This window comes from Acidovorax sp. GW821-FHT10E03 (genome assembly GCF_059415205.1).
Window position 1 is genome coordinate 208,100 of sequence record NZ_JBWKMU010000006.1, and the last position, 14,044, is coordinate 222,143.

A 14,044-nucleotide genomic window follows, 5' to 3' on the forward strand; every position below is an offset into this window, starting at 1 on the left:
TACGCGCCACTCGCACGGGATGAAACTGGCGCGGCGCAGGCCAGTGCCCCCGCGCAAGGGCCGCCCCGCCGCGCCGGGGGCGTCCCCCTCTCCCGACTCGCCCAGCGAGTCGGGAGAGGGGGAATGCGCGAAGCGACTCAGGGGGTGTTTCACTCTTTCCAGCCACCGCCCGCGGCGCGGTACAGCGAAACCCAGGCGGCCTGGCGTTCGTGCTGCAGCGCGATCAGCGCGTTCTCGGCCGCCAGGGAGGTGCGGCGCGCGTCTTCCAGCTCCACCAGGCTCGCCAGCCCGCCGCGCCAGCGCGCCTGCGTGGCATCGAACGAGTTGCGGTAGCCCGCCGCCGCCACCCGCGCACTGGCATTGCGCTCGGCCGTGCTCTGCAGCCGCACCAGCGCCTGCTCGACCTCGCTCACGGCCTGGCGCACCTTGGCGCGGTAGAGCGCGGCGGCCTCGTCGTAGCGTGCCTGCGCCGCCTCCACCTGGGCGCCACGGCGGCCGCCGTCGAACAGGGGCACGCTGAGCGCCAGCGGGCCGATGGTCCAGGTGTTCAGGTCGGTCGTCACGCCGCCGCTGCGCACCCAGGCCGTTCCCACCGAGCCGCTGAGCGACAGGCGCGGGTAGCGCTGGGCCTGCGCGCTGCCCACGTCGGCGCTGGCGGCGGCGACTTCGCGCTCGGCGTTGTACACGTCGGGGCGCTGGGCCAGCACCTGGGCGGGCAGGGCGGCGATGGCGAACAGGGTGTCGGGCGCGGCGGATGCCGGCGTGGACAGGCGCGCGCGCAGCGCGGGCTCTTCCCACCCGGTCAGCGCCACCATGGTCTTGACGTCGACATCGCATTGCATGCGCTGCTGCGATGCGCGCGCCTGGGCTTCGGCGGCGCTGGCACGCGCCAGGGCGGCGGTGGCGGGCGCCGTGAAACCGGCGCGTTCGCTGAGGTCGGACAGCCGCGAGGTCTCGCCGCGCGACTGCGCATCGCGCTCGGCCACGCGCAGCTGCTCCAGGCAGGTGCGCAGGCTGCTCGTCTGCTGCGCCACCTCGGCGGCCACGCTCACGCGCGCCTCGTGCCACAGCGCCTGCGCGCCCGCCAGCCGCTCGTCGGCCGCCGTCTTGGTGGCCCGGTTGGCGCCGAAGAGGTCGATCTCCCAGCTCGCCTGCAGCCCGGCCTGCGCCGTGGTGGCGATGCCCGCGAGCTGCTCGTTGAAACCCCGGCTGGCGCTGGCCTGCGCATCGAGCGACGGAAGCAGCGCGGCGCGGCTGCTCACCTGCGTGGCACGCGCCTGCGCGATGCGGGCCTGGGCCTGCGCCACGCCAGGGCTGATGGCTTGCGCGGCATCGATCAGCTCGACGAGCAGCGGGTCGCCCAGCTGCGTCCACCACCGCGCCAGGTCCCCCAGCGAGCCCTGGTGCGGCAAGGGCGCCTGCCACGCCACCGGCGGCGGCGCGGGCACCTGCGCGGGGGGCGCCGTGACGGCACAGGCGCCCAGGGCCAGCGGCAGGCAGGCGGCCCAGAAGAATCGGGTCTTGCTCAAAGTCATGCGTTGGATTCCTTGTGCGAATTCCGTGAAGTACTGCGGCGCGCGGGCCGTTGTGCGGCCTGCCGCCGGGCGATCTCGCCCTGCACCATGCTCAGGGCGTAGCCGGTCAGCCGGTCCACCCACTCATCCACAGCCCCCGCCCCTGCCAGCTGCGGCGCAATGACCTGCAGCGGGTCGCGCTGGGTCCACATCTGCATGATCAGCCCGGCCAGGGAAAAGGCGAGGCGGTGCATGTCGTCGTCCACATCCTGCACGCCCATGTGGCGGCACAGCACCTGGACCAGGGCCAGGTGGGGGGCCCGGCACTCGCGCTCGATGAGCTCGGGCCACACGTGGGTCGGGTCCAGCAGCTCGCGCACATGCAGGCGCAGCGACTGGGTCACGAGGTCATCGTGCTTGAGCGGCTCCAGAAACCCCCCGAAATAGGAGGCGAGCGCCTGCGGCAGGGTCAGTGCGGGATCGGCGAACACGGCGATGAGGTCGCTGCCGCTGCCAAAGGGTTCATAGAACGTGGCCGTGTACAGCCGGGCCTTGTCGCCAAAGTGGTAGGCGATCGCGGCGACATTGGTGCCAGCGGCCTCGGCGATGGCGCGCACCGAGGTCTGTGCGAAGCCCCGCTCGGAGAACAGCTGCAGCGCCGCGTGCAGCAGGCGTGCGCGCGTGTCCTCGCCATCACTGCGGGCGGTGCGCTGGGCTGCGGGAATGAAATGGGCGCCAAAACTCATGGCACCGGATTAAACACCAGAATTCAAACAGTTGTTTGAATTGGCGAAGGCCAGCGGAAAATTCGCCCGCCAAAAATGCAACGAAACGTCACACCGGGACCGGCCTCAGCCGAACACCGCCCTCCACAGCGCCAGCACCGCATTCCGCTCGGCCTGCAGCGCGGGCGGAGCAACCTGGGTGGGCGCCTCGTCCAGGCGCGCCACGTGCTGCACGCGCCGCAGTTCGCGGTAGGCGTCGGCCGCCGCCATGCCCACTCCGGGCGGCAGCAGGCCCACCTGCTCGGCGCGCTGCAGCAGCGCGATGTTGCCCACGTTGCCCACCAGCTCCGGGTGGTTCGCGGATTGCGAGAGCACGAGGTACTGCACCGCGAACTCCGCATCCACCATGCCGCCCGGGCTGTGTTTCACATCGAACTGCCCGTCGCGCGTGGGGTGCGCCGCGCGCACGCGCTCGCGCATGAGCACGATCTCCTCACGCAGGGCGGCGGGGTCGCGTTCGGAGGTGATCACGGCCTCGCGCACGGCATCGAAGCGCGCCTGCAGGGCGTCGCTGCCCATCACGAAGCGCGCGCGCGTCATGGCCTGGTGCTCCCAGGTCCAGGCGGTGTTGCTGCCCCGGCGCTGCTGGTAGTTGGCGTAGGCCTCGAAGCTCGTGACCAGCAGGCCCGAGCTGCCATTGGGCCGCAGTGCGGTGTCGATCTCGTACAGGTCGCCCTCGCCCGTCTTCACGGTGAGCCAGTTGATGAGCTTGCGCACGAAAGCGGCGTAGACCTCGGGCGCGCGCTCGTCGTCGTCGTCGAACACGAAAACGATGTCCAGATCGCTGCCGTAGCCCAGCTCCTTGCCGCCCAGCTTGCCGTAGCCAATGATGGCGAACTGCGGGCTCTCGCGATGGCGCGTCTTGAGCCGGCTCCAGCACCACTGGGCGGTGATGCGCAGCACGCTGTCGGCCAGGGCGGACAGGTCATCCGCCACCTGCTCGACGGTGATGCGCCGCTCCACGTCGCGCGCGAGGGTGCGGAAGGTTTCCGCGTGCTGGGCGCGGCGCAGCAGGTTCAGCAGGGTTTCATCATCGTCCTCGCCCGTGGACTGCAGCGACGCGAGCCGCACGGCCAGTTCGCGCTCGAAGTCCGCCACCACGAAGCGCTCGGCCAGCAGCGAATCCCCCACCAGTTCATCGATCACGCCCGGGTGCTGCAGCAGGTAGCGGGCGGGCCATTTGGCCGCGCCCAGCAGGTGCAGCAGTTGTTCGTGCACGGAGGGGCGCTCCAGCAGCAGCGCCAGATAGCTCTCGCGGCGCAGCAGCGGCTCCAGCCAGTTGGCTAGGCGCAGCGCGGCCTCTTCGGTGACGCGGCCCTCCTTGAGCCACTGCGCGGTGCGCTGCACCAGCCGGAACAGGCGGGCGCGGGCTTCGTCGCGCAGGCCCGCCACGCGCGGGTGGCTGCGCCACTCGGCCACGCGCTCGCGGAATCCGGGCGGCAGCTGTTCCAGCAGGGTGTCGAATTCGGGGGGCGGGGGCGCCGAGGCGCGAGGGCCGCCGCAGCCGCCCCCATTGCACTGCTTCTTGCCCGCGCCACCCAGCAAGGTGTCGAACTCCTGGGCCACGAGTTCGCGGTGCGCGTCCAGCTCGTGCAGGAAGGCGCAGCAGTCGGTGTAGCCCAGGGTGTAGGCGATCCAGGCGAGGTCGTCGTCGCGCGTGGGCAGCACGTGGGTCTGCTGGTCGTCCAGGTACTGGATGCGGTGCTCCACCCGGCGCAAGAAGACATAGGCGCGCGCCAGGGCATCGGCGGTTTCCTGCGGCATGAGGCCCGCCTGGGCCAGGCGCGTGAGCGCATCGAGCGTGGGCCGGCGGCGCAGCTCGGGAAACTGGCCGCCGCGCACCACCTGCAGCAGCTGCACCGTGAACTCGATCTCGCGGATGCCGCCGCGCGAGAGCTTGACGTCGTTGGCGCGCTCGGGGTGGCCCGCGCTGCGCTTGGCCGCATGGTCGCGGATCTGGCGGTGCAGGGAACGCAGCGCATCGAACACGCTGTAGTCCAGGTAGCGGCGGAACACGAAGGGCAGCACCACGCCCCGCAGCGCCTGCACCTCGGGGCTGCCAATGCAGTCGTGCGGCGCCACCACCCGGCTCTTGAGCCAGGCAAAACGCTCCCATTCGCGGCCATGCAGCTGCAGGTACTCCTCCAGCGCCGACAACGAGACCGACGGCGGGCCGGAGTTGCCATTGGGGCGCAGCGCCAGGTCCACGCGGAACACAAAGCCGTGCTCGGTGGTATCCCCCACCAGGCTGTAGATGGCCTTGACCGCCCGCGCGAAGTATTCGTGGTTGGAGATGCGCCCCCGGCCGTCGGCCGTGCCCGCGGTCTCGCCATCGTGTTCGTACACGTAGATCAGGTCGATGTCGCTGGAGACATTGAGCTCGCGCGCACCCAGCTTGCCCATGCCGATGATCCACAGCTGCACGGGCTGGCTGTCCGGTCCGCGTGGCGCGCCGTGGCGCTCGTCCAGCTCCTGCCGCGCCTGGCGGCTGGCGCGGTCCAGCGCCAGCTCGGCCAGCTCGGTGACGGCGCGGGTGATGTCGGCGAGCGGCGCCTGCGCGTCGCAGTCCAGCTGGACGAGCCGTTCCATGACGAGCTGGCGCAGCACGCGCAGGGCCGTGCCCGTGTCGCAGCCGCGCGAGCGCAGCGCATCGTAGGCCGTCTCCATGGTGGCCAGGACCGGCGCCCCTGCGGGCAGCAGGGACAGATCGTCCGCATAGCGGCGGTGCAGGCGCTGGTAGAAGCGCGAATGCGCGGCCAGCGGGCCCTCGGGACGGGGCTGGTGGCAGCGGGGATCAGCGGGAGACGCGGGCATGGCAGACATGGCAAGGGGCCACATACATAAGGACACTGGTTTGTAGTGAACCCGCGCTAAGGCCGCGGGTCATAATTCCTGCCACATTCAATCCCACCATGATCGCTCCCACCACGCACCCCACCCGCCTGCTGAAATTCGTGGCAGGTCTCGCGCGGTGGTCGCTGGGTTTGCTGCTGGCCTTCTGGCTGCTGCTGGCCATCGCGTGGGGGGCACTTCATGGCTGGATTGTGCCGCGAATCGGCGATTTCCGCCCGCAGCTGGAGGCACATGCCGCACGGGCCCTGGGGGTTCCGGTGCGGATCGGGGCCATCGCGGCGCACACGGAGGGCCTGATCCCATCGGTCGAACTCTCGGATGTCGCGCTGCTGGACGCCGCGGGCCGTTCCGCGCTGCGCCTGCCGCGCGTGGTCGTGGCGCTGTCGCCCCGCTCCTTGCTCAACGGGGGTTTCGAGCAGCTCTACATTGAAGGGCCCGAGCTGGAGGCGCGGCGCACCGCCGACGGGCGCATCCAGGTGGCGGGCCTGGACTTTTCCCAGCAGCAGGGCGAGGACAACGCCGCGGCCGACTGGCTGTTCTCGCAGGGCGAAGTGTTCATCCGCAATGGCACGGTGCGCTGGACCGACGAGCAGCGGGGTGCCCCCGAGCTTGCCCTGGAGAAGGTGGACCTTCTGCTGCGCAATGGCAACTGGCACCACCACCTGCGGCTGGACGCCACCCCGCCGGAGGCCTGGGGCGACCGCTTCACGGTGGTGGGGCTGTTCCGCGCGCCTCTGCTGAGCGCACGCGACGGCAACTGGAAGCACTGGAACGGGCAGGTGTTTGCCGATTTCGCGCGGGTGGACGTCTCGCGGCTGCGCCACCACGCCGACGTGGGCGTGGAGGTGGCCCACGGCCGTGGCGCGCTGCGCGCCTGGGCCGACGTGCAGCGCGGGCAGATCGTGGGCGGCACGGCCGACCTGGCGCTGGCCGACGTCAACGCGAAGCTGGGCCCCGATTTGCAGGCGCTGGTGCTGCCCTCGATCCAGGGGCGTCTCGGCGGCCGCCGGCTGAACGGGGGTTTCGAGTTTTCAACCCAGGGCCTGCTGTTCCAGACCGATGACGGACTGACCTGGCCGGGCGGCAATTTGCGGCTGCTCCACACGGCCGCCGCGGGCAAGGTGCCCGCCCAGGGCGAGTTCCGCGCGGACCGCCTGGACCTGGCCGCGCTCGCGCAGATCGCGAGCCGCCTGCCGCTGGGGGCCACGGCGCACGATGCGGTCCGCACCTACGCGCCGCAAGGCCTGGTGGATGAGATCCAGGCCACCTGGAAAGGCCCCCTGGACAACCTGCAGCAGTACCAGCTGCGCGGGCGCATCCGCGGCCTCGCGCTGGCCGGCGATACCTCCGCCGGGGCCACCGCCCACCTGGGCCTGCGCGGGGCCACGGTGGACGTGGACATGACCCAGGGAGGGGGCAAGGCGGCCCTGACCATCGCCTCGGGCGCCCTGGTGCTGCCCGGCGTGTTCGAGGACCCGGTGCTGCCCCTGGACCGGCTCAGCGCCGACGTGCGCTGGCAGCTCGAGGGCAGCCGCATCGCGGTGCAGGCCAACGACGTGCAGTTCGCCAACGCCGACGCGCAGGGCGAGGCACGGGCGACCTGGCACACGAGCGATGCGGCCAAGGTGCCGCACCAGTCGCGGTTTCCCGGCGTGCTGGATCTCACCGGCACGCTGCACCGCGCCGACGGCACCCGCGTGCACCGCTACCTGCCGCTGTCCATTCCGGCGGATTCGCGCCACTATGTGCGCGACGCGGTCGTCGCGGGCAGCGCCAGCAACGTGCAGTTCCGCGTGAAGGGCGACCTGCACCACCTGCCGTTCAACGACCCCAGGCAGGGCGAATTCCGCATCGCCGCGCGCGTCAAGGACGTGACCTACGCCTACGTGCCCCCCAGCCTGCAGCCGGCGGGCACCCTGCCCTGGCCCGCGCTGACGGAACTGGGCGGCGAGCTGATCTTCGAGCGCTCGTCCATGCAGGTGCGCGGCGCCACCGGCAGCTTCGCGGGGCGCCAGGGCCTGCGCCTGTCCAAGGTGGATGCCCGCATCCCCGACCTGGCCCACACCGTGGTCAGCGTCAGCGCCGACGCCCGGGGGCCGCTGCCCGAACTGCTCGCGCTCATGGGCACATCGCCCCTGGGCCGCATGACCGGCAACGCGCTCGATCAGGCCAGCGGCACGGGCAATGCGGACTTCCAGCTGCGCCTGTCCCTGCCCATCAGCGACATCAACAAGTCCAAGGTCCAGGGCAGCGTCACGCTGGCCGGCAACGAACTGCGCATCACGCCCGACACCCCCGCGCTGAGCCGCGTGCGGGGCGTGGTGCAGTTCACCGAGGGCGGCTTCTCGCTCAACGCCGTGCAGGCGCAGGCGCTGGGTGGCAGCGTCAAGCTGGAAGGCGGCATGCGCGCGCTGCCGGCCCACGCGCCGGCGGCCGAGTCGGCCGTGCAGGTGCGCGCCCAGGGCACCGCGACGGCCGAAGGGCTGCAGCAGGCGCCGCAGCTGGGCATGCTCTCGCAGCTGGCGCGCCACGCCACGGGCAGCACGCCGTACGCCATGACGCTGGCGTTTCGCCGGGGCGTGCCGGAGGTGCAGGTAACGACCAGCCTGCAGGGGCTGGCGCTGGCGCTCCCGCCGCCGCTGGGCAAGACCGCGGAGACCAGCCTGCCCCTGCGCTTTGAAACCCAGGTGGCGCGCGAATCCCTGGCCGGCGTGACCCAGGCCGGGCACGGGAGCGGTGCCGACGCCCCGCCCCTGCGCGACCAGGTCACGGTGGACCTGGGCGCGCTGGGTTCGGCCGTGTACGTGCGCGATATCAGCGGACCCCAGGCCCGGGTGCTGCGGGGCACCATCGGCGTCGGCCTGTCGGGTGGCGAATCGGCCCCCATGCCCGCCCAGGGCGTGGCCGCCAACATCAACCAGGGCAAGCTGGATGTGGATGCCTGGGAGGACGTGCTGACGCAGGCCACCTCCCGCGTGGAAACCGCCGCGCGCGCGCCGGCCGCCGCGGCCCCGGCCAGCGCGCACAGCCTGGCGCAGGACTACCTGCCCACCACGCTGGCCCTGCGCGCGCGCGAGCTCACCCTCCAGGGCCGGACGCTGCACAACATCGTGGCCGGGGCCCTGCGCGACGGCACCACCTGGCGCGCCAACCTCGATGCCACCGAACTCAACGGCTACCTGGAATACCGCCAGCCCGGCGCCGCCGACCAGCCCAACGGGCGCCTGTTCGCACGGCTGTCCCGCGTGAACATGCCGCAAAGCGATGTGAACCAGGTCGAAGCGCTGCTGGATGAACAGCCCGGAGCCCTGCCCGCGCTGGACATCGTGGTGGACGACTTCGAGTTGCGCGGCAAGCGGCTGGGGCGCGTGGAGATCGAAGCGCAGAACCGCGGCGGCGACGGCGCGCAGCGCGAATGGCGCCTCTCCAAATTCAACATCACCGCCCCCGAGGCGAATTTCACCGCCAACGGCAACTGGGCGGTGATGAATGCCGCGGGAGGCGGGCCGCGCACCCCCGACCGGCGCACGGTGCTCAATTTCAGGCTGGACATCCGCGACTCCGGCGACCTGCTGGGGCGCATGGGCATGCCGGGCGTGGTGCGGCGCGGCAAGGGACGCATGGAGGGCCAGGTGGCCTGGATGGGCGCGCCCTTCAGCCCGGACTACCGGTCCATGACGGGCCAGATCAACGTGAACATCGAAGCAGGCCAGTTCCTCAAGGCCGAGCCGGGCCTGGCCAAGCTGCTCAGCGTGCTCAGCCTGCAGTCGCTGCCGCGGCGCCTCACGCTCGATTTCCGCGACGTGTTCAGCGAAGGCTTCGCGTTCGACTTCGTGCGCGGCGACGTGCGCATCGAGCAGGGCGTGGCCACCACGAACAACCTGCAGATGAAGGGCGTGAATGCCGCCGTGCTGATGGAGGGCAGCGCCAACATCGACCACGAGACCCAGGATCTGCGCGTGGTGGTGGTGCCCGAGATCAATGCCATGACGGCATCGCTGGTGGCCACCGCCATCAACCCCGTGATCGGCCTGGGCAGCTTCCTGGCCCAGGTGTTCCTGCGCGGACCGCTCATCGAGGCCGCCACGCAGGAGTTCCGCATCGACGGCACCTGGACAGACCCGCGCGTCGTGCGCGTCCCCCGCCGCGGGCGCGAGCCGGGCCCCGCCAGCGACGCAGCGCCCCGCACCAGCCCCGCCAGAACCGGAGAAGCCTCATGATGAAAGTCGCCGCGATCCAGATGGTGTCGGGCACCCGCCTGGAAGACAACCTGCGCGCCGCGCGCACGCTGCTGGAGCAGGCGGCCGGCACCGGCGCCGAGCTGGCGGTGCTGCCCGAGTACTTCTGCGCGATGGGGCACAAGGACACCGACAAGCTCGCGCTGCGCGAGACCCTGGGCGAAGGCCGGATTCAGGATTTCCTGGCCAGCGCGGCGCGCGACCTGCGGATGTGGGTGGTGGGCGGCACCTTGCCGCTGCAGACCTCCGCGCCGGACCGGGTGCGCAACACCACCCTGGTGTTCGACCCCACGGGCGGCTGCGTGGCACGCTACGACAAGATCCACCTCTTTTACTTCGACAACGGCCGCGAGCAGTACCACGAAGGCCGGGTCATCGAGGCCGGTGGCACGCCCGTGCAGTTCGAGCTGCCATCGCGCGACGGCCACCGCTGGCGGGTGGGCCTTTCCGTGTGCTATGACCTGCGCTTCCCCGAGCTGTACCGCCTGCATGCCAGCGCCGGAGCGGACCTCCTGCTCGTGCCCAGCGCGTTCACCCACACCACCGGCCAGGCGCACTGGGAGGTGCTGCTGCGCGCCCGCGCCGTGGAGAACCTGGCGTACGTGCTGGCCCCCGCCCAGGGCGGCGTGCACGAGAACGGCCGGCACACCTGGGGCCACAGCATGCTGGTGGACCCCTGGGGCACCATCCTGGCCGAGCAGGACCAGCAGGCGGGCGTGGTGTCGGGCGTGGTCGACGCGCAGCGCCTGCGCGACGTGCGCCTGCAGCTTCCCTCCCTGTCGCACCGCGTCCTGTGAAGATCCCGCAGCAGCGCACACTTTTCAGGCGCTGGCGGGGCGCATGGCGGCGCTGGTCGCTGTGGACCCTGCTGGTACTGCTCGTGATCTCCATGCTCGCCACCATGGTGTGGCTTGCGGGGCGGTACGAGGCCAGCCAGGTGCAGTCCCGCCTGGAGCGCGACACGGCCGACGCGGTGTCCGACATCCGCGTGGCGCTCACGCGCAACCTGCAGAGCCTGCAGGCGCTGCACGCGGGCGACCCGGGCCAGCTCGCCTGGGAAGTGGATGCCTCGGAGCTGCTGCGCAACCGGCGCGAGCTGGTGCGCATCGAGTGGCGGGATACCAGCCTGCGGGTGCGCACGCATGCCCAGTCGCCCTACCGCCCCGTGGCCTGGGACGCGCGGCTGCGCGAAGGCAACCAGTCCGACGCCGCCATTGCCTGCGCCAACGCGCGCCGCCTGAGCAGCCCCGCCTATTCCAGCAGCTACTTCCAGCCGCACGGCGACGGGCTGGGCTCGGAAATGATGGAGCTGTGCCTGCCCCTGAGCTCGGGGGGGCGCAGCACGGGCTTCCTCGTGGCCACCTACGCCCTGCAGGACGTGCTGATCAACCTGGTGGCGCACAACCTCACGCGCAGCCAGGAGGCCTCCTTCACCGAGGCCGACGGCACCCGGCTGGCCGTGCTGGGCGCCGCGCGCCGGGGCTCGCGCATGTTCACGGCCACGCACCTGCTGGATCTGCCCGGCAGCACGCTGGTGCTGCGCATGGACACCTGGCACAGCGCGCCCAGCCTGTTCCCCAATGTATTGACCGCGCTGGTCACCGCCATGTCGATCGCGCTGGTCACCGTGATGGTGGTGCTGGTGCGCGACAACCGCCGGCGCCTGCGCGCCGAGCGCGACCTGGCCGACGCGCTGGCATTCCGCAAGGCGATGGAGGACTCGCTGGTCACGGGCCTGCGCGCCCGCGACCTGGAAGGCCGCATCACCTATGTGAACCCGGCGTTCTGCGCCATGGTGGGGTTCAGCGCCCCGGAACTGCTGGGCCAGAGCGTGACCGCACCCTACTGGCCGCCCGAGCGCGTGGAGGAGTACCGCCAGCGCCAGGCCATCCGCTTCGCGGGCACCATGCCGCCACGCGAGGGGTTCGAGTCCGAATTCATGCGCAAGGACGGCACGCGCTTTCCGGTGCTCATCATCGAGGCCCCGCTCATCAACGCCCAGGGCCTGCACACGGGATGGATGAGCGCGTTCCTCGACATCAGCGAACAGCGGCGGGTAGAGGAGCTTTCGCGTGCCTCGCAAGAGCGGCTGCAGGCCACCGCCCGGCTGGCCACCGTGGGCGAGATGGCCTCGCTGCTGAGCCACGAACTCAACCAGCCCCTGGCCGCCATCTCCAGCTACGCCACGGGCTCCATCAACCTGCTGGAGGCGCCGGCGCCCCAGGCGGGAAGCCCGGCGGGCGCCGCACCCAACGCGGAGCAGCTGCAGGACGTGCGCATGGCCATGCAGCACATCGCGCGGCAGGCCGAGCGCGCGGGCAAGGTGATCAAGAGCGTGCACGACTTCGTGCGCCGCCGCGACCAGGCGCGGGAGGCCGTGCAGGCGCGCCAGCTGCTCGACGCCATCCTCCCGCTGGTGAGCCTGCAGGCGCGCAAGCTGGCCGTGCGGGTGAACACCACGGTGGAGCCGAACCTGCCCCCCGTCCTGTGCGACCGCACCATGGTCGAGCAGGTGCTGCTCAACCTGGCGCGCAACGCCATGCAGGCCATGGACGACCCCGCCATTCCCACGCGCGTGCTCGACATCCGCGTGCGGCGAGCCGCCTCGAACCAGCACAGCGGATGGATCGAGTTCGCGGTGACGGACCTCGGAACCGGCATCGCGGCGGACGTGGCGAAAAAACTCTTCACGCCCTTCTTCACCACCCGCGCCGAAGGCATGGGCCTGGGCCTCTCGATGTGCCGCACGGTGATCGAGCAGCACGGTGGTTTTCTCGGATTTGCCCCCCACGAGCCGCGTGGTACGGTCTTTACCTTCACGCTGCCCGTTCCCCAACCTTCGCCTGACACCTGATGGAACCCGTATCCAACGCCACCGTGTACATCGTGGACGACGACGCCAGCGTGCGCGAGGCCCTGGCCTGGCTGCTGCGCTCGCGCCGGCTCCCGAGCGAATCGTTCGACAGCGCCGAGGCCTTTGATGCCATGCTGCAAAGCCGCCCGGCGCAGCGCCAGCCCTGCTGCCTGCTGCTGGACGTGCGCATGCCCGGCATGAGCGGACTGGCGCTGTTCGACCTGCTCGCCGTGCGTGGCGACCTGGCCACCATGCCGGTGATCTTCCTCACGGGCCACGCCGACGTGCCCACGGCCGTGGACACGGTCAAGCGGGGCGCCTTCGATTTTTGCGAGAAGCCCTTTTCCGACAATGCCCTGGTGGACCGGATCGAGCAGGCGCTGGCGCAGTCGGCGGAGCGGCTGGCGCAGCTGCGCGAGCGCAGCGACCTGCAGGTGCGGCTCGCGGACCTGACGGAGCGCGAGCGCGATGTGATGGACCTGGTGGTGGCGGGCCTGCCCAACAAACTGATCGCCGACCAGCTGGACATCAGCGTGCGCACGGTGGAAGTGCACCGCTCGCGGGTGTTCGACAAGATGCAGGTCAAGTCGGCGGTGGAGCTGGCCAACCTGCTGCGCACGGGGCAGTAGGCCGGCCCCCGCGCCCGCGCGCCGGGGTGCGGCGGCTAGCCGCTAGCCGCGCGGGCGCTCACCCACGAAGATTTCCACCCGCCGGTTGCGGGCGCGGCCATCGGCCGAGTCGTTGGTGGCGATCGGGTAGCGCTCGCCCATGCCATCGATGGCGATGCGGCGCCCGTCCACGCCCCGTGCCGTGAGGTAGCTGCGCGTGCTGGCGGCGCGGTCCACCGAGAGCGGGTTGTTGATGGCGTCGCTGCCGGTGTTGTCCGTGTGGCCCACGATGCGCACATCGGTGTTGGGGTTGTTGCGCAGGCCGGCAGCGAACTGGTCGAGCACCGGGGCAAAGTTGGGCTGGATGTCCGAGCGGCCCACGGCGAACGAGATGTCGCTCGGGATGTTGAGCATGAGCTGGTTGTCGGCTGTCTGTGTCACGGCGATGCCGGTGCCCTGGGTCGCACGCTCCATCTCGCGCTTTTGCCGCTCCATGTTCTGCGACCAGATGTAGGTGCCCAGCGCCCCCACGCCCGCGCCCACGACCGCCCCCGTGCCGGCGCTGCCGCCGGTGGCGGAGCCGATGACGGCGCCGGCCAGCGCGCCCACGCCGGCCCCTGTGGCGGTACGGCGCTGGGTGTCGTCCATGCTGGCGCAGCCTGTGGCCAGGACGATGACGGCGGTGGCGCCGAGAAGAATGTGTTTGCGCATGGTGGTGCTCCTTGAAAGATTCGTTGGAGCTGGGCGCTTCGGGAGTTCCGTTCGCGTGCCGTGTGGCCTGTCCTTGGCCCCGGCCTCGGGTGCGCCCAGCTCAACGCCATCGTGGCCGCGGGCGGACACGGGCGCCATCGGCACAGCGGCACCCTGGCTGTAGGACGGCACCGCCTGGCGCCCGCGCCCCGCGCGCATGCCAAGTCACTGCGCCGGGGGCGGTGGAGGGGCGGGGGGCGGCGGCGGGGAATCCTTCGGGGGCTGCTGCAGCTCACCACCCTTGCGGCCTGAGAACATGGTCCACCAGACGATGGCGACCAGCAGCACCAGCGCGAGCAGCGCTTCAAGCAAAATCAGCCCCATGAAATTGACACTCCCAAGAACGTATTTACGGTCACCCCGTGGCCGCGCAGAGGCCTTTGCGGGATGGGATACAAGGCGCGGTCTGCGGCCCATGGCCCCGCTATTGGCAAGCGCCGCA

The 14,044-nt window shown here is 71.2% G+C and carries 9 protein-coding genes; 4 read left to right on the plus strand and 5 right to left on the minus strand.

Annotated features, from left to right (window positions below; all coding sequences use genetic code 11):
* Nucleotides 1-149: 149 nt before the first annotated feature.
* From AC07OD_RS12600 to glnE, 3 genes are all read right to left on the minus strand, one after another.
* Nucleotides 150-1,535, minus strand: a complete 1,386-nt coding sequence (locus AC07OD_RS12600) for an efflux transporter outer membrane subunit (RefSeq protein ID WP_494596923.1) — start codon at nucleotides 1,533-1,535, stop codon at nucleotides 150-152.
* Nucleotides 1,532-2,260 carry a TetR/AcrR family transcriptional regulator gene (locus AC07OD_RS12605; protein WP_494596924.1) on the minus strand — a complete coding sequence of 243 codons (729 nt, stop codon included), beginning with the start codon at nucleotides 2,258-2,260 and terminating at the stop codon, nucleotides 1,532-1,534. The genes AC07OD_RS12600 and AC07OD_RS12605 overlap by 4 nt, the downstream gene beginning before the upstream one ends.
* 105 nt (nucleotides 2,261-2,365) lie before the next feature.
* The gene (gene glnE, locus AC07OD_RS12610) at nucleotides 2,366-5,113 is read right to left on the minus strand and encodes a bifunctional [glutamate--ammonia ligase]-adenylyl-L-tyrosine phosphorylase/[glutamate--ammonia-ligase] adenylyltransferase (protein ID WP_494596926.1); all 2,748 of its coding nucleotides are present in this window, start codon (nucleotides 5,111-5,113) and stop codon (nucleotides 2,366-2,368) included.
* A 98-nt stretch (nucleotides 5,114-5,211) separates the two neighbouring features.
* On the opposite strand from glnE, the gene AC07OD_RS12615 reads away from it, so the two are divergent.
* From AC07OD_RS12615 to AC07OD_RS12630, 4 genes are read left to right on the plus strand one after another with little or no spacing between them, the layout of a single operon-like run.
* A complete protein-coding gene (locus AC07OD_RS12615; protein WP_492254195.1) occupies nucleotides 5,212-9,372 on the plus strand; it encodes a YhdP family protein in 4,161 nt (1,386 codons plus the stop codon).
* A complete protein-coding gene (locus AC07OD_RS12620; protein ID WP_494597042.1) occupies nucleotides 9,372-10,187 on the plus strand; it encodes a carbon-nitrogen hydrolase family protein in 816 nt (271 codons plus the stop codon). Before AC07OD_RS12615 ends, AC07OD_RS12620 begins: the two co-directional genes overlap by 1 nt.
* Nucleotides 10,184-12,244 (plus strand): two-component system sensor histidine kinase NtrB, encoded by a 2,061-nt coding sequence (locus tag AC07OD_RS12625; RefSeq protein WP_370627760.1) that lies wholly within the window; start codon nucleotides 10,184-10,186, stop codon nucleotides 12,242-12,244. Before AC07OD_RS12620 ends, AC07OD_RS12625 begins: the two co-directional genes overlap by 4 nt.
* A complete protein-coding gene (locus tag AC07OD_RS12630) occupies nucleotides 12,244-12,873 on the plus strand; it encodes a response regulator transcription factor (protein WP_218297133.1) in 630 nt (209 codons plus the stop codon). Before AC07OD_RS12625 ends, AC07OD_RS12630 begins: the two co-directional genes overlap by 1 nt.
* A 42-nt stretch (nucleotides 12,874-12,915) precedes the next feature.
* On the opposite strand, the gene AC07OD_RS12635 is transcribed toward AC07OD_RS12630, so the two are convergent.
* Nucleotides 12,916-13,563: a YiaD family glycine zipper/OmpA-like lipoprotein gene (locus AC07OD_RS12635; RefSeq protein ID WP_218297132.1), complete on the minus strand. Its 648-nt coding sequence runs from the start codon at nucleotides 13,561-13,563 to the stop codon at nucleotides 12,916-12,918.
* A gap of 204 nt (nucleotides 13,564-13,767) precedes the next feature.
* Nucleotides 13,768-13,926, minus strand: a complete 159-nt coding sequence (locus AC07OD_RS12640; protein ID WP_218297131.1) for a hypothetical protein — start codon at nucleotides 13,924-13,926, stop codon at nucleotides 13,768-13,770.
* Nucleotides 13,927-14,044 lie beyond the last annotated feature (118 nt).